We start from the raw sequence: 21,301 nt of genomic DNA, 5'->3' as shown, positions 1-21,301 counted from the left end.
CAGTTAGTTACTGAAGCCTATAACAACAGATTCTCGTGGAGCCTCGCTGATGAAATCCTATGAAGTCAATTTTGACGGTCTAGTGGGGCCGACCCATAACTACGGCGGCCTGTCCTACGGCAACGTCGCGTCCCAGAGCAACAGCCAGCAGTCTTCCAACCCCAAGGAAGCGGCGCTGCAAGGCCTGGCAAAGATGAAAGCGCTGATGGAAATGGGTTTCCAGCAAGGCGTGCTGGCACCGCAAGAGCGCCCGGATGTGGCCGCACTGCGTCGCCTGGGCTTTGGCGGCACCGATGCTGAAGTGATCGAGCGCGCCGCCAAAGACGCAATGCCGCTGCTGGTGGCCAGTTGCTCGGCCTCGAGCATGTGGGTGGCCAACGCCGCCACCGTCAGCCCGAGCGCCGACACCGCTGATGGCCGTGTGCATTTCACCGCCGCCAACCTCAACTGCAAATATCACCGCAGCATCGAACACCCGACCACCAGCCGCGTGCTGGGGGCGATGTTCGCTGACCAGAAACACTTCGCCCACCACGCCGCCTTGCCGGCCGTGGCGCAATTCGGTGACGAAGGCGCGGCCAACCACACGCGTTTCTGCCGTGAATACGGCGAAGCCGGTGTCGAGTTCTTCGTGTTCGGCCGCAGCGCGTTCGATACCCGCTACCCGGCACCGCAGAAGTACCCGGCGCGCCAGACCCTCGAAGCGTCCCAGGCCGTTGCCCGTTTGCACGGCTTGAGCGATGACGGCGTGGTCTACGCCCAGCAGAACCCGTCGGTGATCGATCAGGGCGTGTTCCACAACGATGTGATCGCGGTGGGTAATGGCGAAGTGCTGTTCTATCACGAGGACGCGTTCCTCGACACCGAACAGATGCTCGCTGAACTGCAGAGCAAACTCGCCAAAGTCGGTGGGAAATTTCAGTCCGTATGCGTACCGCGTTCCGCAGTAAGCGTGGAAGACGCGGTACGTTCCTACCTGTTCAATAGCCAGCTGCTGTCGCGCCCTGACGGCTCCATGCTGTTGATCGTGCCGGAAGAATGCCGTGGCAACGAGCGTGTCTGGCAGTACTTGCAGGGTTTGACCAGCTCCGGCGGCCTGATCCGCGAAGTGAAAGTCTTCGATCTCAAGCAGAGCATGCAGAACGGTGGTGGCCCGGCTTGCCTGCGGTTGCGCGTCGCACTCAACGAAACCGAACTGGCGGCCGTCAATCCAGGGGTTATCATGACGGCACCGTTGTACGGCACACTGACCGAATGGGTCGAAAAGCACTACCGCGACCGCATGACCGAAAACGATCTGGCGGACCCGCAATTGCTGCTTGAGTGCCGGACGGCACTGGATGAACTGACGCAAATCCTTAAACTGGGCGCGGTTTATCCATTCCAGATCAATTGATCGACGGTGCGCTGCCGAGCAAGGTGGCGCACTGCTTCATCTCAAACGAGAGCGTAAAGACATGAGCGATACCCTGCAGCTGATCCTTGAAGACACCGACGGCACGCAACTGGAGACTTCCTGCACCCGCGTCGCGGTCCTGTGGCAAGGTAAAGAGCTGTGGATCCAGCAGGACGGCCGTGGCCAGTTGCTGATCGGTGTGGACGTCGAAGAAGGCGACGCCGAGTACGCCAACCTGCTATTGCGCCCATTGGCGACTAATCTGGTAAGTCTGCAACTGGAGATGGAACCGGCTGACCTCAGCGACGACGAGGATCACGTTCACGGCCCGGATTGCAACCACGACCACTAAGGAAACCGCTCTATGCTCGCCCTCGGCAAACTGCTTGAACTGACCCTCGCCGGCCGCGAACCGGCGGAGAAGACTCAACTGACTGTCGAAGGCGTGCGCATGCGCTGGTTGAGCGAAGGTGCGTTGGAAGTCCGGCCACCTGAAGCCCGTGACAACGGCCTGGACCTGCTGCTGTCGGCAGGGATCCACGGCAACGAAACAGCGCCGATCGAGTTGCTCGATCGCCTGTTGCACGACATTGCCCGCGGCGACCTGAAGCCGCGCGCACGTATTCTGTTCCTGTTCGGCAACCCGGAAGCGATTCGCAAGGGCGAGCGTTTCGTCGAGCAGGACGTCAATCGGCTGTTCAATGGCCGTCACGAACAAAGCAGCGGTTGCGAAGCCCTGCGCGCCTGTGAGCTGGAGCGTTTGGCTGCCAGCTTCTTCAGCCTGCCGGATCGCCAGCGCCTGCACTACGACCTGCACACGGCGATTCGTGGCTCGAAAATCGAGCAGTTCGCCTTGTACCCGTGGAAAGAAGACCGCCAGCATTCGCGCCACGAACTGGCGCGCCTGCGTGCTGCCGGCATGGAAGCGGTGTTGTTGCAGAACAAGCCGTCCATCGTGTTCAGCTCCTATACCTACGATAAACTGGGTGCCGAGGCCTTCACCCTGGAGTTGGGCAAGGCGCGGCCGTTTGGTCAGAACGACGGGGTCAACGTCTCGCTGCTGGAGAAGCGCCTCAAGCAGATCATCGAAGGCACCGAGCCGGAACTGACTGAAACGGCACTGGACGGTTTGCAGCTGTACAGCGTGGCACGGGAAATCATCAAGCACAGCGACAGCTTCCGCCTGAACCTGCCGGCGGACATCGAGAACTTTTCCGAGCTGGAAGTGGGTTACCTGCTGGCGGAAGACATCGCCAATACCCGCTGGATCATCGAAGAAGAGGGCGCCCGGATCATCTTCCCGAACCCCAAGGTGAAGAATGGTTTGCGTGCCGGCATCCTGGTCGTGCCGACCACTGACGAAAACCTGGCCTGAATTCAGCGTAGAGCCCATGTAGGAGCGAGCCTGCTCGCGATAGCGGTGTATCAGTCAGCATAAATGTCGACTGAAAGTCCGCCATCGCGAGCAGGCTCGCTCCTACAGGGTTTGCGGTGATTACACGGCTAGCGCACGCGGCTCGCTGCGACGCAGGCTACGGATCTTCAGCAACGTATCCGCACAGGTCTTCGCCGCTTCCTGGCCTTTATGCAGGAAATGCTCGAAGAAGAACTTCTGGTGCTCTTCGCCGGCATGGAAGTGATGCGGGGTCAGGGACACCGAGAACACTGGCACTTCGGTTTCCAGTTGCACCTGCATCAGGCCGCTGACTACCGACTGGGCGACGAACTCGTGACGGTAGATGCCGCCGTCCACCACCAGGGCTGCCGCGACGATGCCGGAATAACGACCGGTCTTGGCCAGCAACTTGGCGTGCAGGGGCATTTCAAAGGCGCCGCCGACTTCGAAGAAATCGATGTCGGACTCCTGATAACCCTGGGCAATCATTTCGGCGACGAAGCCTTTACGGCTCTGGTCGACAATGTCCTTGTGCCAGCAGGCCTGGATGAACGCTACGCGCTCGCCCTGATGGTGTTTGCTTTTGCTGTCGATTGCGGTGGGTTGCATGTTCTGACTCCTGTTTGTGTGAAAAACAGGGCGTTATGAATCGAAGGGGATCTGAGGGTGCGCACGCTCGCACGAATGCCGGCGCACGGCCCTTTGTTGTCAATCCCGTTCTCTCTTCATCCGGACTATGACCGTCGGCCCCGGGATCACACCGGGTCTGCTGACCTTGCCGCCAACCACCGCCGAAGCGTCGTCGTCGCCAAGCGCTCGCGGGCTATGCGCATTGCGCGCAATTACCGCCGGTGGGGAGTTGCACCCCGCCCTGAGAACGTTTTTGCCGCCCGAATGTTTGGCGGCGCAGCGTTTTTATCACATATTTGCGGTGTGCGCATGGCCCCTTTTGGATGATTGCTATCGAGTATTTCGCTTTATTAGTGAGCATTATCCGAGCCCAAGGGTTGATTAATCGTCGCCATGCCCGCAGTAATTCCTACCTGAAAGGGATTTCCCCTGCTTACCGAGGCCAGATTCATGAGTGTTATCGATCTTCGCAGCGACACCGTCACCCAACCTTGCGCCGGCATGCTCGACGCGATGACCAAGGCCGCGACCGGCGATGACGTGTATGGCGAAGATCCGACGGTCAACCGTCTGGAAGCCGAACTGGCCCAGCGCCTGGGTTTCGCCGCCGCACTGTTCGTGCCGACCGGTACCATGAGCAACCTGCTGGGGTTGATGGCCCATTGCGAGCGCGGTGACGAGTACATCGTCGGCCAGCAGGCCCACACTTATAAATACGAAGGTGGTGGCGCGGCGGTGCTGGGTTCGATCCAGCCACAGCCGCTGGAAGTGCAGGCCGATGGTTCGCTGGACCTGGCGCAGGTCGCTGCGGCGATCAAGCCGGACGACTTCCATTTCGCCCGCACCCGTTTGCTGGCGCTGGAAAACACCATGCAAGGCAAGGTCCTGCCACTGGAATACCTGGCCCGGGCGCGCAGTTTTACCCGCGAGCATGGCTTGCAACTGCACCTGGACGGCGCACGTCTGTACAACGCGGCAGTGAAACTGGGTGTGGATGCCCGGGAAATCACCCAGTATTTCGATTCCGTCTCGGTGTGCCTGTCCAAAGGCCTGGGTGCACCGGTCGGTTCGGTGCTGTGCGGCTCGGCCGAGCTGATCGGCAAGGCCCGGCGCCTGCGCAAGATGGTCGGTGGCGGCATGCGTCAGGCCGGTATTCTCGCGGCGGCAGGCCTGTATGCGCTGGATAACAACGTACAGCGCCTGGCCGATGACCATGCCAACGCACAGTTGCTGGCCGAAGGCCTGCGCGGGGCGGGCTTCGAGGTCGAGCCGGTGCAGACCAACATGGTTTACGTGCAGATGGGCGACCAAGCCGAAGCGATCAAGGCCTTTGCCGTCGAGCGCGGGATCAAGCTCAGTGCCGCCGCGCGTCTGCGCATGGTCACGCACATGGACATCAGCCGTGCGCAAATCGAGCAGGTCGTCGCGACATTCGTCGACTTTTCGCGCAAGTGATAGCGTTAGCACTCCAATTGACCGTTTCTATCGTATAAACACGCTGTACCCCGCGCGCAGGGCCGATATAATGCGGCCCTTTGCCGTCGCTTCGTCTGTTGACGTTTCGAACAGGCCTTTGGCCGCAGCCTCCGTGGAAGAACCTAATGAAAAGCGCAGAAATCCGTGAAGCCTTCCTTCGCTTCTTCGAAGAGCAAGGCCACACCCGTGTAGCCTCCAGCTCTTTGATTCCGGGCAACGACCCAACCCTGCTGTTCACCAACGCGGGGATGAACCAGTTCAAGGACTGCTTCCTGGGCCAGGAAAAGCGCGCGTACACCCGCGCCGTCAGCAGCCAGAAATGCGTGCGCGCCGGCGGCAAGCACAACGACCTGGAAAACGTCGGTTATACCGCTCGTCACCACACCTTCTTCGAAATGCTGGGTAACTTCAGCTTCGGTGACTATTTCAAGCGTGATGCCATCAGCTACGCCTGGAACTTCCTGACTTCCGACAAATGGTTGAACCTGCCCAAGGAAAAGCTCTGGGTCACCGTCTACGCCAGCGATGACGAGGCGTACGACATCTGGACCAAGGAAATCGGGGTTCCGGCCGAGCGCATGGTGCGCATCGGCGACAACAAGGGCGCGCCGTACGCCTCCGACAACTTCTGGACCATGGGCGATACCGGCCCGTGCGGTCCTTGCACCGAGATTTTCTACGATCACGGCGCCGACATCTGGGGTGGCCCACCGGGCTCGCCGGAAGAAGACGGCGACCGTTACATCGAAATCTGGAACAACGTGTTCATGCAGTTCAACCGCACCGCCGATGGCGTGTTGCATCCGCTGCCAGCGCCGTCGGTCGACACCGGCATGGGCCTGGAGCGGATCAGTGCCGTGCTGCAGCACGTTCACTCGAACTATGAAATCGACCTGTTCCAGAGCCTGCTGAGCGCTTCGGCCAAGGCCATCGGCTGCACCAACGACGCCCAGGCTTCGTTGAAAGTCGTGGCTGACCACATCCGTTCCTGCGGCTTCCTGATCGCCGACGGCGTGCTGCCGTCCAACGAAGGCCGTGGCTACGTGCTGCGCCGGATCATCCGTCGCGCCTGCCGCCACGGTAACAAGCTGGGCGCCAAGGGCAGTTTCTTCTACCAGATCGTTGCGGCCCTGGTTGTCGAGATGGGCGAAGCTTTCCCTGAGCTGAAATCCCAGCAGGCGCACATCGAGCGCGTGCTGAAGGCTGAAGAAGAGCAATTCGCCAAAACCCTGGAGCAGGGCCTGAAGATCCTCGAGCAGGATCTGGCTGAACTCAAAGGCGACGTGGTGCCGGGCGACGTGGTGTTCAAACTCTACGACACCTATGGCTTCCCGATGGACCTGACCGGCGACATCGCTCGCGAGCGCAGCCTGACCATCGACGAAGAAGGTTTCGAACGCGAGATGGAAGCCCAGCGCGTCCGTGCCCGTTCCGCCAGTTCCTTCGGCATGGACTACAACAGCCTGGTCAAGGTCGATGTGGCCACCGAGTTCACCGGTTACACCGCTCACAGCGGTTCCGCCAAGATCGTTGCTCTCTATAAAGATGGGCAATCGGTTGACGTATTGAGCGAAGGCGAAGAGGGCGTGGTCGTTCTCGATCAGACGCCGTTCTATGCCGAATCCGGTGGTCAGATTGGTGATTGCGGCTTCCTCCAGGCTGGCGCTGCGCGTTTCGACGTGCGCGACACCACCAAGACCGGCGGCGCATTCCTGCACCACGGTATCCTGGATTCGGGTAGCCTGATCGTCGGTGCGCCGGTCGAGACCCACGTTGACGCCGAGGTGCGTCACGCCACGTCGCTGAACCACTCGGCGACTCACTTGCTGCACGCCGCATTGCGCCAGGTACTGGGCGATCACGTTCAGCAGAAAGGCTCGCTGGTCGACAGTCAGCGCCTGCGCTTCGACTTCAGCCACTTCGAAGCCATCAAGCCTGAACAGCTGAAAGCGCTGGAAGACATCGTCAACGCCGAGATTCGCAAGAACTCTGAAGTTGAAACCGAAGAGACCGACATCGAAACCGCCAAGCAGAAAGGCGCCATGGCGCTGTTCGGCGAGAAATACGGCGACAACGTGCGCGTACTGAGCATGGGCGATTTCTCCGTCGAGCTGTGTGGCGGTATCCACGCCAACCGTACCGGCGACATCGGCCTGCTGAAAATCATCAGCGAAGGCGGTGTGGCATCGGGCGTGCGTCGTATCGAGGCAGTCACCGGTGCGCAAGCGCTGGCCTACTTGAACGCGGCGGAAGAACAACTCAAGGAAGCGGCCAGCTTGGTCAAGGGCAGCCGCGACAACCTGATCGACAAGCTGTCGGCTGTGCTGGAGCGCAACCGTCTGCTGGAGAAGCAACTCGAGCAGTTGCAAGCCAAGGCTGCCAGTGCCGCGGGCGACGATCTGTCGGCCCAGGCGCTGGACGTCAAGGACGTGAAAGTGCTGGCCGTGCGTCTGGACGGTCAGGATGGCAAGGCGCTGCTGGCGCTGGTCGATCAACTGAAAAACAAACTCGGCCGCGCAGTGATCCTGCTCGGCAGTGTCCATGAGGAAAAGGTCGTTCTGGTTGCAGGCGTAACCAAAGACCTGACTGGCCAACTCAAAGCCGGTGATTTGATGAAGCAAGCCGCTGCGGCAGTGGGCGGGAAGGGTGGTGGTCGTCCAGACATGGCGCAAGGCGGCGGTACCGACGCCGGCGCACTGGATGCGGCACTGGCCCTGACCGTTCCGTTTGTAGAGCAGGGTCTATAAGGCAGTACTTGCGGCCCGCAGTCTAGTGGTGGGCCGCAACGCTGTTTGAGTGATTATTTGGGCGCCCTTCATGGGCAGAGGCGGCTTTGAAATGGCTTTGATCGTACAGAAATTTGGAGGCACCTCGGTCGGCACTGTCGAGAGAATCGAGCAGGTCGCCGACAAGGTTAAGAAATTCCGTGATGCCGGCGATGACCTGGTGGTTGTGCTGTCTGCAATGAGCGGCGAAACCAACCGTCTGATCGATCTGGCCAAGCAAATCAGTGGCGACGGCCAACCGGTTCCGCGCGAGCTGGACGTGATCGTTTCCACCGGTGAGCAGGTGACGATTGCCCTGTTGGCCATGGCGCTGATCAAGCGCGGCGTGCCGGCGGTGTCGTACACCGGCAACCAGGTGCGGATCCTGACGGATAGCGCGCACAATAAAGCGCGTATCTTGCAGATTGATGACCAGAAGATTCGCGGTGACCTGAAGGCAGGTCGTGTGGTGGTTGTCGCCGGTTTCCAGGGCGTCGACGAGCACGGCAACATCACTACCCTCGGTCGTGGCGGCTCCGACACCACCGGCGTGGCGCTGGCGGCAGCCCTGAAGGCTGACGAATGCCAGATCTACACCGACGTCGACGGCGTCTACACCACCGACCCGCGTGTGGTGTCCGTGGCTCAGCGGCTGGACAAGATCACCTTCGAAGAGATGCTGGAAATGGCCAGCCTCGGTTCCAAGGTGCTGCAGATCCGCGCGGTCGAGTTCGCCGGCAAGTACAACGTTCCGCTGCGCGTACTGCACAGCTTCAAGGAGGGTCCGGGCACCCTCATTACTATTGATGAAGAGGAAACCATGGAACAGCCGATCATTTCCGGTATCGCTTTCAACCGCGATGAAGCCAAGCTGACCATCCGTGGCGTGCCAGACATCCCGGGCGTTGCCTTCAAGATTCTCGGCCCGATCAGTGCCGCGAACATCGAAGTCGACATGATCGTGCAGAACGTTGCGCACGATAACACCACCGACTTCACCTTCACCGTGCACCGCAACGACTACCAGGCGGCGCAGGCCGTGCTGGAAAAGACCGCTGGCGAGCTGGGTGCCCGTGAAGTCGTGGGCGACACCAAGATCGCCAAGGTGTCGATCGTCGGCGTCGGCATGCGCTCTCACGCAGGCGTGGCCAGCCGCATGTTCGAATCCCTGGCCAAGGAAAGCATCAACATCCAGATGATCTCGACTTCGGAAATCAAAGTCTCCGTAGTGATCGAAGAGAAGTATCTGGAACTGGCTGTGCGCGCTCTGCACACGGCTTTCGAACTGGACGCACCGGCCCGCCAGGGCGAGTGATGCGTTTGCCAAAAGGCGCGGTCTGACCGCGCCTTTTGTTTTTTTGAATGGCGTGAACCTCGAGGCTGTTCTTTTGCTCGCGCTAGTCAATACTCAGGCATGTAGGGCTGCGACCGCTCCGGTTGTGGGTCGAGTGCCTTTTTTTTGCAGACTGTTGTCCCTGAAATGTAATGCGTGAGGAGAAAGGTATGCTGATTCTGACTCGTCGGTGCGCAGAAAGCCTGATTATCGGTGATGGCGAAATCACCGTGACCGTGCTCGGCGTCAAAGGAAATCAAGTGCGCATCGGCGTTAATGCCCCCAAAGAGGTGGCTGTTCACCGGGAAGAAATTTACCTGCGTATCAAGAAAGAGAAGGACGAAGAACCAAGCCATTAATTTTTATCGTTTTTTATGTTTGCAAACGGGGAAGAAGCTGGTTAATATACGCCCCGTGTTGCGGAGAGCTGGCCGAGTGGCCGAAGGCGCTCCCCTGCTAAGGGAGTACACCTCAAAAGGGTGTCGGGGGTTCGAATCCCCCGTTCTCCGCCATTATTTGCGTAGTACGTTGTAATCTGGCTTCTTCGGTAAGTTGTTGAAATTACTAGAAAAAGTGTTTGACATAGAGATTAGACGGCCTATAATGCGCGGCAACAAATGCACTCGTAGCTCAGCTGGATAGAGTACTCGGCTACGAACCGAGCGGTCACAGGTTCGAATCCTGTCGAGTGCACCATTTAAGAGTTGGTTGCAGCAATGCAAGTAACTTGGCTTCAACCAGTTGTGATCTGGTATAAAAACACAAATTGCACTCGTAGCTCAGCTGGATAGAGTACTCGGCTACGAACCGAGCGGTCACAGGTTCGAATCCTGTCGAGTGCACCATACAACAGAAAGCCCGCATTTCATGCGGGCTTTTTGCCGTCTGGAATTTGGCTTTTCCTTTCGTGCATCCCCTCTCGTCGAACTCCACGTATGCACTACGACCTCTCTGGGTGTCGTAGCGGTAGCTCGTGGCTGAATTGCGAATACTGATCCTGTCCGGCTTGCAGAGAGCGCTTTCGACGTCTTGCTGGCTCATGCCGGCGACCACCCGCTGATTGATGATCGCCTCTGCATGCTCCCCAGCGTCCGCCGTGACGTTCCTTTTCAAGGGTAGCGACTACAATTTTCGAAGGGTGTGTGTGTTTTCCTTTCAGAATGCGTCGTCGCATTTTCATGGATCAGGACGATGCTCAGGTTTGTTGTGCAAGCGCTTGTTTCAGCCGAGATTTTTTAACGTTTAAAACCGTCAGGCGGTGTATCATTGCGCCCGTCAGCCCCGCCGGGGCTTGTGGAATACCTCCATGGACTTACCCAGTAGTTACTCAGTACCCCGTTTCACCAATCATGAATTGACTGATTGATCCTTCCGGCGTGCCCCGCTGCTGGGAGTGGAGTTCGCCTATGTCCGATGTTGAAGTAAAGAAAACGCAGGAAAGCTTGCAGGATCGCTTGGCTCAGGTGGTCGAACTGCTGCAGCGCCAGCGAGTTGTAGAAGACCTGACTCACCGCCAGGAAGGCCCGCATCATGACCGGGTCGAGAACCTGGTCCACCGGCAGAACCTCGTCGAGTTGCAACGCAAGCTCGATGACCTGCACTCCGCCGACGTTGCCTACATCCTTGAAGCCTTGCCGCTGGGCGATCGTCTGACGCTTTGGCAACTGGTCAAGGCCGATCGCGACGGCGACATCCTCCTTGAAGTATCCGATTCGGTCCGTGAAACGCTGATCGCCGACATGGACGATCACGAGCTCCTGGCAGCCGCCAAGGACATGGATGCCGACGAACTCGCTGACCTGGCCTCCGAGCTGCCGCGAGACGTCGTCCATGAGCTCATGGAGACCCTCGACCAGCAACAACGCGAGCGTGTGCGTTCGGCCCTGTCCTACGACGAGGAGCAGGTCGGTGCGCTGATGGACTTCGAGATGGTGACCATCCGCGAGGATGTCAGCCTTGAAGTGGTCTTGCGTTACCTGCGCCGTCTCAAGGAGTTGCCGGGCCACACCGACAAGCTGTTCGTGGTCGATTACGACGGCGTCCTCAAGGGCGTGTTGCCGATCAAGCGCTTGCTGGTCAACGATCCGGACAAACAGGTTGCCGAGGTGATGGCCAGCGATCCGGTGAGTTTCCACCCGGACGAAGACGCCTACGACGCCGCCCAGGCGTTCGAACGTTACGACTTGATCTCCGCCCCCGTGGTCGACAAGAACGGCAAGCTGATCGGTCGTCTGACCATCGATGAAATGGTCGACCTGATCCGTGAAGAGAGCGAAAGCGAAGTTCTCAACATGGCGGGTCTGCGTGAAGAAGAAGACATTTTTGCGTCGGTCTGGAAATCCCTGCGTAACCGTTGGGCCTGGCTGGCGATCAACCTGATTACCGCGTTCGTGGCTTCTCGGGTCATCGGTTTGTTTGAAGGTTCGATCGAGAAACTCGTGGCGCTTGCGGCTTTGATGCCGATCGTGGCGGGGATCGGCGGTAACTCGGGTAACCAGACCATCACCATGATTGTTCGGGCCATGGCGCTGGACCAGGTGAGCACCGGCAATACCTCGCGCCTGATGCGCAAGGAATTGGCGGTAGCGCTGATCAACGGCGTGATCTGGGGCGGGGTGATTGGTGTGGTCGCCTACCTGCTCTATGGCAGTTGGTCATTGGGCGTGGTGATGACCGCCGCGATGACGCTCAACTTGCTACTGGCGGCGTTGATGGGGGTTTTGATCCCGATGACCCTGGTGAAGGTGGGGCGCGACCCGGCGATGGGGGCCAGTGTGATGATCACGGCCGTGACCGACAGCGGCGGCTTCTTCATTTTCCTGGGGCTGGCGACAATCTTCCTGCTCTGAAGTCCACTTCACTAAAACCCGCCATTTGGCTAATGCCGATCAGTTAAGTCTCATTGCTTGACCTTTGGCCGCAAGAAATCAAAATCCGATGCCTGAATAGGCATCGGATTTTTTTATGCGTCTGGCTCGGGCACTGGAACTGACCCACAACTTCGTCTCGACTCCCAATTCCCTCGAGGGATTGGACTCGTTGCTTGATCCATCGCTGGTCGAACAGGCCTTGGAACAAGCCGGTGTCGCCACCTTGCGCAAGCGACGCTTACCCTTGGAAATGATGCTTTGGTGCGTCATCTCCATGGCGTTTTTCCGGCGCATGTCGGCGTGGGATGTGGTCAGTCGCATGAACATCATGCTGCCCGGGCAACGCCCGCTGGTCGCGCCCAGCGCCGTAGTCCAGGCTCGTCAGCGATTGGGCAGCGAGGCGGTACGACAAGTCTTCGATCTGACGCAGCAAAGCTGGCATGAAGCGGCCGGCCATCCGACCTGGGCCGGGTTGCGTTTGCTGGGGGTCGACGGCGTCGTCTGGCGAACGCCCGACACCCCCGAAAACCGTGCGCGTTACGACTCCGCCAGCAACCAGCATGGCGATACCGGTTTTCCTCAGGTACGCATGGTCTGCCAAATGGAGCTGACCAGCCATTTGCTGATCGGCAGCGCTTTTGACGGCTATCGCAGCAACGAAATGAAGCTGGCAGAGCAACTGATCGACACCACGCCGGATCACTCGCTGACGCTGTTCGATCGCGGTTTCTACTCTTTGGGGTTGTTGCACCAATGGCAGCAGGCCGGCACCGAGCGGCATTGGCTGATGCCGTTACGCAAAGGCACGCAGTACGAAGTGGTTCAGCGTTTGGGGCGCCAGGATGCGGTTGTCTTGTTAAGTACTTCGCCGCAAGCCCGCAAGCAATGGCCGGGATTGCCGGAGCGCCTGACCGCAAGGCTCCTGAGCAAAACCGTCAAGGGCAAGGCCTGTCAGATTTTGACGTCGATGGCCGATCCGCTGCGTTTCCCATCCGATGAAATCGTCGACCTGTACAGCCATCGCTGGGAGATCGAATTAGGGTTCAGGGAAATGAAACAGACACTGCTCAACAGCAGCTACACGTTGCGTAGCAAGACGCCCGAGATGATCGAGCAAGAGTTGTGGGGCGTGTTGCTGGGCTACAACCTGTTGCGTTATCAGATGGTGGAAATGAGTCGCCATTGTCCGGGCATCCATCCGTGCGAACTGAGCTTCACCGCGTGCACTTGGGCGATCCTGGGGTTTATCAACGGTGTTTCTGTAGATCGCTCGGGGAGCATCCCCAAATATCTCGCCGAGTTACATGCCTCGGCCCCACACTATGTCTTGCCGCATCGCCGGGAGGAACGCATTTATCCCCGCGCAATCAGGCTCAAATCGCCGAAGTATCCGATCAAAAACAAAAATGCCAGTCAGCTTAACTGACTGGCATTAGCCATTTGGCGGGTTTTTTGTGCCCGGATTTCAGGCAAAAAAAAGCCAGCGATCAGGCTGGCTTGGGCTTTCTGGCTGAATCAGGACGCGTCGGCGGCCATTTCAGCGTCATGGGCGATCAGCGAAACCAGGGCGTTCTGCTGTCGATGGGAGAGCTGGCGGAAGCGCTGCAGCAGCTCCCGTTCGTGCAAGGAAAGCTCCGGGCTGTCCAGGCGCATGCTCAACTCTTCTCCCAGTGCGCCTTCCTGAATAAGACTCTGCTCAAGGCGCGCAATGATTTCGGAGTTCATGCTGCGATGATGATTGCGAGCCACCTCGGCAATGCGTTCACGCATTCCGTCTGGCAGACGTACGACGAACTTGTCAGCCGTACGGCTGGAATAAATTGCCTGTTTCAATGGGCGCATATATTTAACCGGTTAGTTCAGGGGAGCGGTTTTCGGGATTGGCCGCAGGATGTCTGGTAGGACAAGCGCTCTGACCAAATGTTCAACCTGAATTGATAGAGGCGCGCATCATGCCTCAAAGTAGCCATATCCTTGGCGTCAATTCTGTGACAAATATTGAACTGGATAAAGGCGTTCTGCCAGCACCAATTATCAGAAATGCGGACTGGTTTGAAAAGTTCGACCAGGCCGTATCACTTCGGGCTTTCTCCACCCGACGAAAGGTTTCCGACGGGCAGGAAAAAGTGAACTCGATCCCTGTTCCTTACCTTTTACAGAATAGTGGCAAATGGCCGATTTACTAGGGGAAGTCGTATGGCGGGGGTGAATTCAGGATGGATGGCAGGCCCTTGCAGCGGGTCTGCCATGTCAGGATCAACGCAGTACCGGATCAAACTTGATCTTGCGCCCGGCGATCAATGCGAGCACGAAAAGCGCACTGAATACGCCACAGGCGATCAGGGGAAGGGTGACGACCATGTCCTGGGTCAATGACAGATGAAAAATGCCGCTCGACAAGGCGAGGATGAAGAAACTCGCGGCTGATCTGGACATGCAGTACTCCTGGTGAGGGTCATTCAAAATACCAAACGTTCTGCGGATGGAGCCGGCATCAGGGTGTTTTCCTGACTGACAAAGCCGTGCCGGTCACTCGTCACTGCCAGCTGCGGTGCCTTCTGCAACTGAAGGTAATGCGGCATACGTTGGGCAACCTGCATAGCGCTGCTCTCGGGAACAAAATGAACTCCCGCTAAAACCGCCAGTGCGATGGCATAGGAGAGTGAAAGGGCGCTCTTCATGGGGCGGGCCTCGGTTGTTCTGTGAGAACAGCAGAAGCAGCTCGCATGCCAGAGTTTATCGGCAATTAAATTCTTTAAAAACAATGAATTAAGTTATTTTTGGTAAAGTGCTGTATTGCATTTTGCAATGATGGCTTTTTGCAGTGATGCAATTTGCACGGTAAACAAGTCCGCGCCCGGCCGAGGCGTCTGCCTACACTTAAAAAGCCTACGGACGACATGACAAAAGCCAGCCCGGCCGTTAACATGCTCGCCGTCCATCGCACCGCGTATCGTCGCGGTCATCGTGTGTCTCAGTAGCTCAATTGGATAGAGCATCCCCCTCCTAAGGGGAAGGTTGGCAGTTCGAACCTGCCCTGGGACACCATCATTCATCAGCACTTTGCTGTCCAAAAAAGCCCTGCCGGAAGATTGATTCCGGTGGGGCTTTTTTGTGCGTGATGTCTCGTTTTCTGTAACGCCTTCACATATTCAGAGTGAGCGTTGGGGAAGGTTCTCAAGGGAATGCCATGGCTGGCCGATAACACGGGCAGTTACGAGCCTTTTCTCGCGTCGATGCATGTGTTGATTGGCGATGAGAAGGTGTTTGATGGCTAAGGGCTACCAGCTATCATCTGCGCGCCAAATCAAGGGCTGCGAAGCTGAGTCCGTCCGTGTATTTGCCTTTGGGTTCTTCTTCTTAAATTGCCTGGAAATCTTCGATGCTGTCGTATCACCAAAAGCGTTTTCTGATCGTCGATGATTTCTCGGACTTCCGCAGTTCGGTCAGGTCGATGCTGCGTGAACTGGGCGTCAAGGAAGTGGACACTGCCGATACCGGCGAGCAGGCGCTGAAAATGTGCTCGCAGAAGCAATATGACTTCATCCTGCAGGACTTTCACCTGGGTGACGGCAAGAAGAATGGCCAGCAGGTGCTCGAAGACCTGATGGTAGAAAAACTGATCAGCCATGAAGCGGTGTTCGTCATGGTCACCGCCGAAACCAGCCAGGCCATGGTGCTCAGTGCATTGGAGCATGAGCCCGATGCCTACCTGACCAAGCCGTTCAACCGTTCCAGCCTGGCTCAGCGCCTGGAGCGCCTGGAGCAGCGCAAGACACTGCTCAAGCCGATCCTGCAGGCCCTCGACCGGGGCAAGCCGATGGAGGTGCTCAATGCCTGCATCGCCCTGTGTAAACAAGATATTCGTTACTCGCCGCTGTGCCTGCGCTATCGCGCCGATGCCCTGCGCGACCTGAATCAGAACGAAGCGCTGGAGCGTCTCTACGACGGCATCATCGCCGACCGCCCGTTGCCATGGGCGTTTGCCGGGTTGGGCAAGTTGCTGTTCAAGCGTGGTCAGGTCGGGCAGGCCAAGGGCATTTATGAAAAAGCCCTGAAAGTCTTCCCGATGATGCCGTCGCTGTATGACGGCATGGCGGACGTGCTGGTCGCCGAAGGGGATACCAAGGGTGCGCAGCGCGTCCTGGAAGAGGCGATTCGCCTGTCGCCGCTGGCGGTACGCCGGCAAGCGTTGCTCGGTAAGCTGGCGATGACCAACGAGGACTTCGACACGGCGGCCAAGGCCTATCGCCAGGCCGTGAGCCAGGGTGCGCAATCGCGGTTCAAGGATGCCGAAAGCAACCTCGGCCTGGCCCATGCGTTGATCAGCAAGGGCAGCGAACGGGGCCTGGACACGCGCACCCGCCTGGAAATCAACACCACATTGAGTGCCGTGGCCAAGGAAAATCCCTCCGATCCGGGCCTGCAAATCCGCGCGCGCCTGATGAAGGCCACCAGCCTGTTGCTCAACGACGCCGAGACGGCGGACAAGCTCACCGAGCAAGCCTTGCTGCGTCTGGATGGCATGGAGCAATTCATGAGCGCCGAGGCGGCTTTGCTGGTGGCCAAGCAGCTGAAACTGCTCGGGCAGACCGAGGCAGGGACCGCGATGCTTAAAAACTGCGTGGAAATCTACGGCGACGATCCGGTGGTCATGAAGGACATCGCCAAGCAGACCGACGACCCGAGCATCCTCAATTCCGGCAATGCCGCCGCGGAACTCAACCGTCAGGGGGTGCGCGTCTACAAGACCGGCAACCTGGTGGAGGCCCGGCAGGTATTCCGCAAGGCCCTGGCGATGCAACCGAAGAACATCAGTATCGCCCTGAACATGGCGCAGTCGTTGTTGCATGGCACCGATACCAGCGTTCCTTCGGCGGAGCTGGAAGAATGTCGGACCTGCCTGAAAATGGTTGGCCTGATGCCCGACTCCGACGCGCGCTATCCGCGTTACCAGAAGCTGAAAAGCAAGGCGCTTGGCCAATGAACGACAACGAACAGGCACTGGATTTCTCCACGGTAATCGCCTCTACCGTGCACGACATGAAGAACTCGCTGGCCATGTTGATGCAGGCCCACAGCCAGTGGCTGGGGCGATTGCCGGAGTCGGCGCGGCAGGCGCCGGAGCAGGGTGTGATCGACTTCGAATTCGCCCACCTCAACGGCATGCTGGTGCAGTTGCTGGGGCTGTACAAGCTCGGCGTCAACCAGATGCCATTGCAACCGGCCTACCATGAACTGGACGACTTCATCGAAGCGCAACTGGCCTGTCATCAGGAGGTGTTCGCCAGCCGCGGCATCATGGCCACCTATGAAGTGGACCCGCTGTGCCCGCTGGGTTTCTTCGACCGCGAGTTGATCGCGTCGGTATTGGCCAACTGCATCAACAACGCCATTCGCTTTGCACGGCATGCCGTTCTGATCAGCGTCAGCGACGAAGCCGGGCAACTGGTGTTGACCATCAATGACGATGGCCAGGGGTATCCGGCGCAGATGATCGAGCGTCAGGCCGATTATGTGCAGGGCATCAATCAAAGCACCGGCAGCACCGGGCTGGGCCTGTACTTTGCCGGGCGAATTGCCGCGCTGCATCAGCGCAATGGCGTGAGTGGGCGTACCGAAATCAGCAATGGCGGGCCGTTGGGTGGTGGAGTGTTCCGTCTTTACCTGCCCTGACCGGCAGCATATTTATTAACGCTGCTTGAAATTCCGAACACGTGGAGCCTATTTTGTACGGTCGCCGTTCGCGGCCCGCACAATAACAAGGATAGCGTCATGACGACCGTTGGCCTGAGTTCACTCGCGCAGCGATTGACGGGTATTGATCAAGTTGAATGTGTCACGCCGGATTTGAATGGCGTTCCACGGGGCAAAGTGATGACCGCCGAGGGTTTTCTCGACGGTCGACGTTTGCAGATGGCGCGGGGTGTGCTGCTGCAATGCATCATGGGCGGTTATCCGCCAGCGCGGTTTTACGGCAGCGACGATGGCGACCTGGCGCTGATCCCGGACCCTGCGCAAATTCATCGCTTGCCCTGGAGCCATCCACCGCGGGCCTTTGCCATTTGCGATGCGGATGAACTGGGCACCACCACCAGTTCCAACCTGTCGACCCGTGGCCAGCTCAAGGCGGTGATTGCCCGTTACGCGGCCCGCGGCCTGGCGCCTGTGGTGGCGACCGAGCTCGAGTTTTTTGTCTTCGCCCCCAACACCGATCCGACCCTGGCTTTTCAACCGCCACTGGGGCTGGACGGTCGCCGCGAAGACGGTCAGTCGGCGTTCAGCGTCAGTTCCAACAACGGCTTGCGGCCGTTCTTCAATGAAGTCTATGAGTGCATGGCTGCGTTGGGGTTGCCTCGCGATACCTTCATGCACGAAATGGGCGTCAGCCAGTTCGAGATCAATCTGCTGCACGGTGATCCGCTGTTGCTGGCCGACCAGACGTTCCTGTTCAAGCACTTGCTCAAGGAAGTGGCCCTCAAGCACGGCCTGAGCGTGGTGTGCATGGCCAAGCCGTTGGCGCATACGCCGGGCAGTTCGATGCATATCCACCAGAGCGTGGTCGAGATCGATTCGGGGCGTAACGTGTTCAGCGACGAGGCGGGGCAGGAGACGGCCACCTTCCGCCATTTCATTGCCGGTCAGCAAACGTGCATGGCCGATTTCACTGCGTTGTTTGCGCCGAACGTGAACTCCTATCAGCGCTTGTGCCACCCTTACGCCTCACCGAATAATGCCTGCTGGTCCTACGACAACCGGACGGCGGGGCTGCGGATTCCGGCCAGTTTGCCGGTGGCCCGTCGGGTCGAGAACCGCTTGCCGGGGGCCGATGCCAACCCGTATCTGGCGATTGCCGCCAGCCTGGCGGCGGGGTTGTATGGCATCGAGAAGGCATTGGAGCCGAGTGCGCCGATCCAGGGTGAGTTCGAAGTGCCGGACAATCTTTCGTTGCCGTGTACCTTGCATGCGGCACTTGAGCGTCTGAAACGTAGTCAGTTGGCCAAGGAACTGTTCGGCGCGGAATTCATCGAAGGCTACATCGCTTCGAAGACACTGGAGCTGACCAGTTTCCATGATGAAATTACTCCCTGGGAAAGGCGTGTTTTAGCAGCCCAGGCCTGACGTCCCGTCGACATCCGGCTATCGTTTAGCGATAGCCGACTCTCACTGCAAGGAGCCGCTCGGAACGCCGATGCGCCAAATCTGGAAATCCTTTCGAGCGCTGTATTTCGCCTCGCTGATGATGTTGATCGGCTCGGGTCTGTTGAGTACTTACCTGGCGTTGCGCCTGGCTGCCGACCATGTCGACAGTCTGTGGGTCGGTGCGCTGATGGCCGCCAACTATTTCGGCCTGGTGCTGGGGGGCAAGATCGGTCACCGGTTGATTGCCCGGGTCGGGCATATCCGGGCCTATTCGGCGTGTGCCGGGATCGTTGGCGCGGCGGTGCTCGGCCATGGCCTGGTGGACTGGTTGCCGGCCTGGCTGTTTTTGCGGGTGATCGTCGGCCTCGGCATGATGTGCCAGTACATGGTGATCGAGAGCTGGCTCAATGAGCAGGCCGATGCCAATCAGCGCGGCATGGTCTTCAGCGGCTACATGATCGCTTCGTACCTGGGGTTGGTGCTGGGGCAGTTGATTCTGGTCATGCACCCAGGGCTGGGGCTTGAATTGCTGATGTTGGTCGCCCTGTGTTTCGCGTTGTGTCTGGTACCCGTGGCCCTGACCCGACGGATTCACCCGGCACCGTTGCATCCGGCACCGATGGAACCACGGTTCTTTATCAAGCGCGTGCCGCAGTCACTGAGCACGGTGCTCGGGGCAGGCCTGATCGTCGGTTCGTTCTACGGTCTGGCGCCGCTGTATGCCTCGCAGCAAGGGTTGTCCACCGAGCAGGTCGGTCTGTTCATGGGTAGCTGCATTTTTGCCGGGCTGCTGGTGCAGTGGCCGTTGGGCTGGTTGTCCGACCGCTACGATCGGGCCGTGTTGATCCGCAGTTTCGCGTTCAGCCTGGCACTGGCTGCCCTGCCGCTGGCGATCATGCCGCAGGTGCCGCTGGAGGTATTGTTCATCGCCGGGTTCCTCTGTTCGCTGGTGCAGTTCTGCCTGTATCCGTTGGCGGTGGCGTTCTCCAATGACCATGTCGAAGGCGATCGCCGGGTGTCCCTGACGGCAATGTTGCTGGTGACCTACGGCGTTGGCGCGAGTATCGGGCCACTGGTGGCAGGCGTGCTGATGAAGCTGTTCGGCAGCCAGATGCTCTATGCCTTCTTCAGTTTCTTTGCGTTGGTGCTGGTATGGCGGATTCGCCCGAAAGCGGTGACCAACCTGCATCAGGTAGACGACGCACCGCTGCATCACGTGGCCATGCCGGACAATATGACAAGTTCGCCACTGGTGGCCTGCCTGGACCCGCGTGTCGATGAACAGGTGGTGCAGGATCAGATGTGCAATCCGGTGAATCCGGAGCCGCCAGCCGAACCGGAATCTGGGCCTGATTCCGATGAGCCACCAGAAGATCCTGACTCGGGCCGCGAGCAGAGCTTTACCGAGGCCAGGCCATAAAACCGGGGCACAAAAAAACGGGCAGTCTCCGCAAGGGACTGCCCGTTTTTTGTTGCCGCTCTATTACATGTCGTCTTTGTCGAAGCGGCGTGCTTCGCGTTGCAACTGGTAGACGAAGCGTTCGACCTGACGCTGCACCAGCCCGCTCATGTTGTGGAAGCGAATGCCGGCGAAGGTGGTGGAAATCCTTTCTTCGAAGTGCAGATAACGCAACTCGACCGGCGCGGTCATCTTGCCAAAGGGCAGGTCGGCGTTGAAACGGTCGTAGACCTGACCCAGTTGCAGGCTGCCGGTGATGTCGCCGTCGAAGCGCAGTTTGCAGCCGGTAGCGGAAATATCCAGCAGCTTGCCGCTGATCGGCGCCTTGAGCTTTTCGCCGTCGAGATTGACGTTGACCAGTTGTGCCAGTTTCAGCGCGGCGCGGAACGCATTGCGGCGCTGGTGGTACACCACTTCATCGGGCAGGGAGCCGCGATAGCAGCGACTGCCAGCGGATTCGTCGATGTTCAACTGGCCGTTGCTTTCCCAGGCGATGCGCACGCCTTCGTGGAAGCCTTCGACCCTGAACGGTTCGCCCGCCAGCAGGTAACGCTCGCCGTCACGGGGAATCATTTCGTCCAGGGCAATCATGTTGCTGTCACGGTCCAGGTCCACCAGGTAGCTCTGGAAGCGCTGGCTGCGCTCGTGGAACGTGATGATCAGCGGGTCATGGCTTTCGAGCAGCTGGCGCAGGTTGCTGGAGATTTCCAAGGGCGTGGAGAGCACCTTGGGTGGCTGCGGAGCATCATCCACGGATAAGGCATTGGACACGGTTAATCAATCTCCAGACAAAATTTGACTACGGCAGGCTATCAGTTTGCCAGTATGTTGCG

General features: G+C 58.8%; 19 protein-coding genes, 4 tRNA genes and 1 riboswitch. Of the genes, 18 read left to right on the top strand and 5 right to left on the bottom strand.

Annotated elements, in window-relative coordinates:
- Positions 1-49: 49 nt before the first annotated feature.
- The 3 genes from astB to astE all read left to right on the top strand — a co-directional run bounded on the left by astB (position 50) and on the right by astE (position 2,771).
- Positions 50-1,396, top strand: coding sequence for an N-succinylarginine dihydrolase (gene astB, locus AABM52_RS23895; RefSeq protein ID WP_347908418.1), 1,347 nt, complete (start codon positions 50-52; stop codon positions 1,394-1,396).
- 61 nt (positions 1,397-1,457) lie between these two features.
- Entirely contained in the window at positions 1,458-1,748 is a 291-nt protein-coding gene (locus tag AABM52_RS23890; RefSeq protein WP_347908416.1) for a topoisomerase II, read from the top strand.
- Between the two features lie 12 nt (positions 1,749-1,760).
- Positions 1,761-2,771, top strand: coding sequence for a succinylglutamate desuccinylase (astE, locus tag AABM52_RS23885; protein WP_347908414.1), 1,011 nt, complete (start codon positions 1,761-1,763; stop codon positions 2,769-2,771).
- A 120-nt stretch (positions 2,772-2,891) separates the two neighbouring features.
- Here astE and AABM52_RS23880 read toward each other — a convergent pair whose 3' ends face one another.
- Positions 2,892-3,401: a 6,7-dimethyl-8-ribityllumazine synthase gene (locus AABM52_RS23880; protein ID WP_347908411.1), complete on the bottom strand. Its 510-nt coding sequence runs from the start codon at positions 3,399-3,401 to the stop codon at positions 2,892-2,894.
- Between the two features lie 103 nt (positions 3,402-3,504).
- Positions 3,505-3,675, bottom strand: a riboswitch (FMN riboswitch).
- Between the two features lie 197 nt (positions 3,676-3,872).
- Between AABM52_RS23880 and ltaE the strand changes: the two genes are divergently transcribed.
- The 9 genes from ltaE to AABM52_RS23835 all read left to right on the top strand — a co-directional run bounded on the left by ltaE (position 3,873) and on the right by AABM52_RS23835 (position 13,292).
- Positions 3,873-4,877, top strand: a complete 1,005-nt coding sequence (gene ltaE / locus AABM52_RS23875) for a low-specificity L-threonine aldolase (RefSeq protein WP_347908409.1) — start codon at positions 3,873-3,875, stop codon at positions 4,875-4,877.
- Positions 4,878-5,023: 146 nt separating this feature from the next.
- Complete coding sequence (gene alaS / locus AABM52_RS23870) at positions 5,024-7,645, top strand: alanine--tRNA ligase (protein ID WP_347908406.1); 2,622 nt, start codon at positions 5,024-5,026, stop codon at positions 7,643-7,645.
- A 91-nt stretch (positions 7,646-7,736) separates the two neighbouring features.
- Positions 7,737-8,978 carry an aspartate kinase gene (locus AABM52_RS23865; protein ID WP_007971040.1) on the top strand — a complete coding sequence of 414 codons (1,242 nt, stop codon included), beginning with the start codon at positions 7,737-7,739 and terminating at the stop codon, positions 8,976-8,978.
- Positions 8,979-9,166: 188 nt separating this feature from the next.
- Entirely contained in the window at positions 9,167-9,355 is a 189-nt protein-coding gene (gene csrA, locus AABM52_RS23860) for a carbon storage regulator CsrA (RefSeq protein WP_002554426.1), read from the top strand.
- Positions 9,356-9,417: 62 nt separating this feature from the next.
- Positions 9,418-9,508: transfer RNA gene (locus AABM52_RS23855), tRNA-Ser, on the top strand.
- A 107-nt stretch (positions 9,509-9,615) separates the two neighbouring features.
- Positions 9,616-9,692, top strand: a tRNA-Arg gene (locus AABM52_RS23850).
- 72 nt (positions 9,693-9,764) lie between these two features.
- A tRNA-Arg gene (locus AABM52_RS23845) sits at positions 9,765-9,841 on the top strand.
- 561 nt (positions 9,842-10,402) lie between these two features.
- Positions 10,403-11,845 carry a magnesium transporter gene (gene mgtE / locus AABM52_RS23840; protein ID WP_347908404.1) on the top strand — a complete coding sequence of 481 codons (1,443 nt, stop codon included), beginning with the start codon at positions 10,403-10,405 and terminating at the stop codon, positions 11,843-11,845.
- Positions 11,846-11,960: 115 nt separating this feature from the next.
- Complete coding sequence (locus AABM52_RS23835; protein WP_347908402.1) at positions 11,961-13,292, top strand: IS4 family transposase; 1,332 nt, start codon at positions 11,961-11,963, stop codon at positions 13,290-13,292.
- 89 nt (positions 13,293-13,381) lie between these two features.
- Here AABM52_RS23835 and AABM52_RS23830 read toward each other — a convergent pair whose 3' ends face one another.
- Entirely contained in the window at positions 13,382-13,708 is a 327-nt protein-coding gene (locus tag AABM52_RS23830; RefSeq protein WP_003178899.1) for an Arc family DNA-binding protein, read from the bottom strand.
- Positions 13,709-13,818: 110 nt separating this feature from the next.
- Here AABM52_RS23830 and AABM52_RS23825 point away from each other — a divergent pair, with 110 nt between their 5' ends.
- A complete protein-coding gene (locus tag AABM52_RS23825; RefSeq protein ID WP_347912715.1) occupies positions 13,819-14,052 on the top strand; it encodes a hypothetical protein in 234 nt (77 codons plus the stop codon).
- A gap of 70 nt (positions 14,053-14,122) precedes the next feature.
- Here the strand turns inward: AABM52_RS23825 and AABM52_RS23820 are convergent, their stop codons facing one another.
- Together AABM52_RS23820 and AABM52_RS23815 are read right to left on the bottom strand one after the other, a co-directional pair.
- A complete protein-coding gene (locus AABM52_RS23820; RefSeq protein WP_056724158.1) occupies positions 14,123-14,302 on the bottom strand; it encodes a PA3371 family protein in 180 nt (59 codons plus the stop codon).
- Between the two features lie 23 nt (positions 14,303-14,325).
- Positions 14,326-14,547: a hypothetical protein gene (locus AABM52_RS23815; protein ID WP_347908400.1), complete on the bottom strand. Its 222-nt coding sequence runs from the start codon at positions 14,545-14,547 to the stop codon at positions 14,326-14,328.
- A 290-nt stretch (positions 14,548-14,837) separates the two neighbouring features.
- Between AABM52_RS23815 and AABM52_RS23810 the strand changes: the two genes are divergently transcribed.
- From AABM52_RS23810 to AABM52_RS23790, 5 genes are all read left to right on the top strand, one after another.
- Positions 14,838-14,914: transfer RNA gene (locus AABM52_RS23810), tRNA-Arg, on the top strand.
- Positions 14,915-15,248: 334 nt separating this feature from the next.
- The gene (locus AABM52_RS23805; protein WP_347908398.1) at positions 15,249-16,853 is read left to right on the top strand and encodes a response regulator; all 1,605 of its coding nucleotides are present in this window, start codon (positions 15,249-15,251) and stop codon (positions 16,851-16,853) included.
- On the top strand, positions 16,850-17,542 hold the full coding sequence (locus tag AABM52_RS23800) for a HAMP domain-containing sensor histidine kinase (protein ID WP_347908397.1): 693 nt from the start codon (positions 16,850-16,852) through the stop codon (positions 17,540-17,542). Before AABM52_RS23805 ends, AABM52_RS23800 begins: the two co-directional genes overlap by 4 nt.
- A 201-nt stretch (positions 17,543-17,743) precedes the next feature.
- The gene (locus tag AABM52_RS23795; protein WP_347912679.1) at positions 17,744-18,988 is read left to right on the top strand and encodes a glutamine synthetase family protein; all 1,245 of its coding nucleotides are present in this window, start codon (positions 17,744-17,746) and stop codon (positions 18,986-18,988) included.
- Positions 18,989-19,058: 70 nt separating this feature from the next.
- Positions 19,059-20,429 carry an MFS transporter gene (locus AABM52_RS23790; RefSeq protein WP_347908396.1) on the top strand — a complete coding sequence of 457 codons (1,371 nt, stop codon included), beginning with the start codon at positions 19,059-19,061 and terminating at the stop codon, positions 20,427-20,429.
- Positions 20,430-20,492: 63 nt separating this feature from the next.
- On the opposite strand, the gene AABM52_RS23785 is transcribed toward AABM52_RS23790, so the two are convergent.
- On the bottom strand, positions 20,493-21,239 hold the full coding sequence (locus AABM52_RS23785) for a flagellar regulator YcgR PilZN domain-containing protein (protein WP_347908394.1): 747 nt from the start codon (positions 21,237-21,239) through the stop codon (positions 20,493-20,495).
- Between the last annotated feature and the right edge of the window lie 62 nt (positions 21,240-21,301).

It is taken from the genome of Pseudomonas grandcourensis (genome assembly GCF_039909015.1).
In the GTDB taxonomy this organism is placed as follows: Bacteria; Pseudomonadota; Gammaproteobacteria; order Pseudomonadales; family Pseudomonadaceae; genus Aquipseudomonas; species Aquipseudomonas grandcourensis.
This window is presented reverse-complemented; position numbering and strand designations above follow the sequence as displayed.

Excerpts from the sequence above, each read along its gene's own strand:
- ltaE (WP_347908409.1), top strand. The coding sequence starts at position 3,873 with ATGAGTGTTATCGATCTTCGCAGCGACACCGTCACCCAACCTTGCGCC.
- alaS (WP_347908406.1), top strand. The coding sequence starts at position 5,024 with ATGAAAAGCGCAGAAATCCGTGAAGCCTTCCTTCGCTTCTTCGAAGAG.
- AABM52_RS23890 (WP_347908416.1), top strand. The coding sequence starts at position 1,458 with ATGAGCGATACCCTGCAGCTGATCCTTGAAGACACCGACGGCACGCAA.
- AABM52_RS23795 (WP_347912679.1), top strand. The coding sequence starts at position 17,744 with ATGACCGCCGAGGGTTTTCTCGACGGTCGACGTTTGCAGATGGCGCGG.
- AABM52_RS23800 (WP_347908397.1), top strand. The coding sequence starts at position 16,850 with ATGAACGACAACGAACAGGCACTGGATTTCTCCACGGTAATCGCCTCT.
- AABM52_RS23790 (WP_347908396.1), top strand. The coding sequence starts at position 19,059 with ATGCGCCAAATCTGGAAATCCTTTCGAGCGCTGTATTTCGCCTCGCTG.
- csrA (WP_002554426.1), top strand. The coding sequence starts at position 9,167 with ATGCTGATTCTGACTCGTCGGTGCGCAGAAAGCCTGATTATCGGTGAT.
- AABM52_RS23820 (WP_056724158.1), bottom strand. The coding sequence starts at position 14,302 with ATGTCCAGATCAGCCGCGAGTTTCTTCATCCTCGCCTTGTCGAGCGGC.
- mgtE (WP_347908404.1), top strand. The coding sequence starts at position 10,403 with ATGTCCGATGTTGAAGTAAAGAAAACGCAGGAAAGCTTGCAGGATCGC.
- AABM52_RS23830 (WP_003178899.1), bottom strand. The coding sequence starts at position 13,708 with ATGCGCCCATTGAAACAGGCAATTTATTCCAGCCGTACGGCTGACAAG.
- AABM52_RS23825 (WP_347912715.1), top strand. The coding sequence starts at position 13,819 with ATGCCTCAAAGTAGCCATATCCTTGGCGTCAATTCTGTGACAAATATT.
- AABM52_RS23835 (WP_347908402.1), top strand. The coding sequence starts at position 11,961 with ATGCGTCTGGCTCGGGCACTGGAACTGACCCACAACTTCGTCTCGACT.
- astB (WP_347908418.1), top strand. The coding sequence starts at position 50 with ATGAAATCCTATGAAGTCAATTTTGACGGTCTAGTGGGGCCGACCCAT.
- AABM52_RS23865 (WP_007971040.1), top strand. The coding sequence starts at position 7,737 with ATGGCTTTGATCGTACAGAAATTTGGAGGCACCTCGGTCGGCACTGTC.
- AABM52_RS23815 (WP_347908400.1), bottom strand. The coding sequence starts at position 14,547 with ATGAAGAGCGCCCTTTCACTCTCCTATGCCATCGCACTGGCGGTTTTA.
- AABM52_RS23805 (WP_347908398.1), top strand. The coding sequence starts at position 15,249 with ATGCTGTCGTATCACCAAAAGCGTTTTCTGATCGTCGATGATTTCTCG.
- AABM52_RS23880 (WP_347908411.1), bottom strand. The coding sequence starts at position 3,401 with ATGCAACCCACCGCAATCGACAGCAAAAGCAAACACCATCAGGGCGAG.
- astE (WP_347908414.1), top strand. The coding sequence starts at position 1,761 with ATGCTCGCCCTCGGCAAACTGCTTGAACTGACCCTCGCCGGCCGCGAA.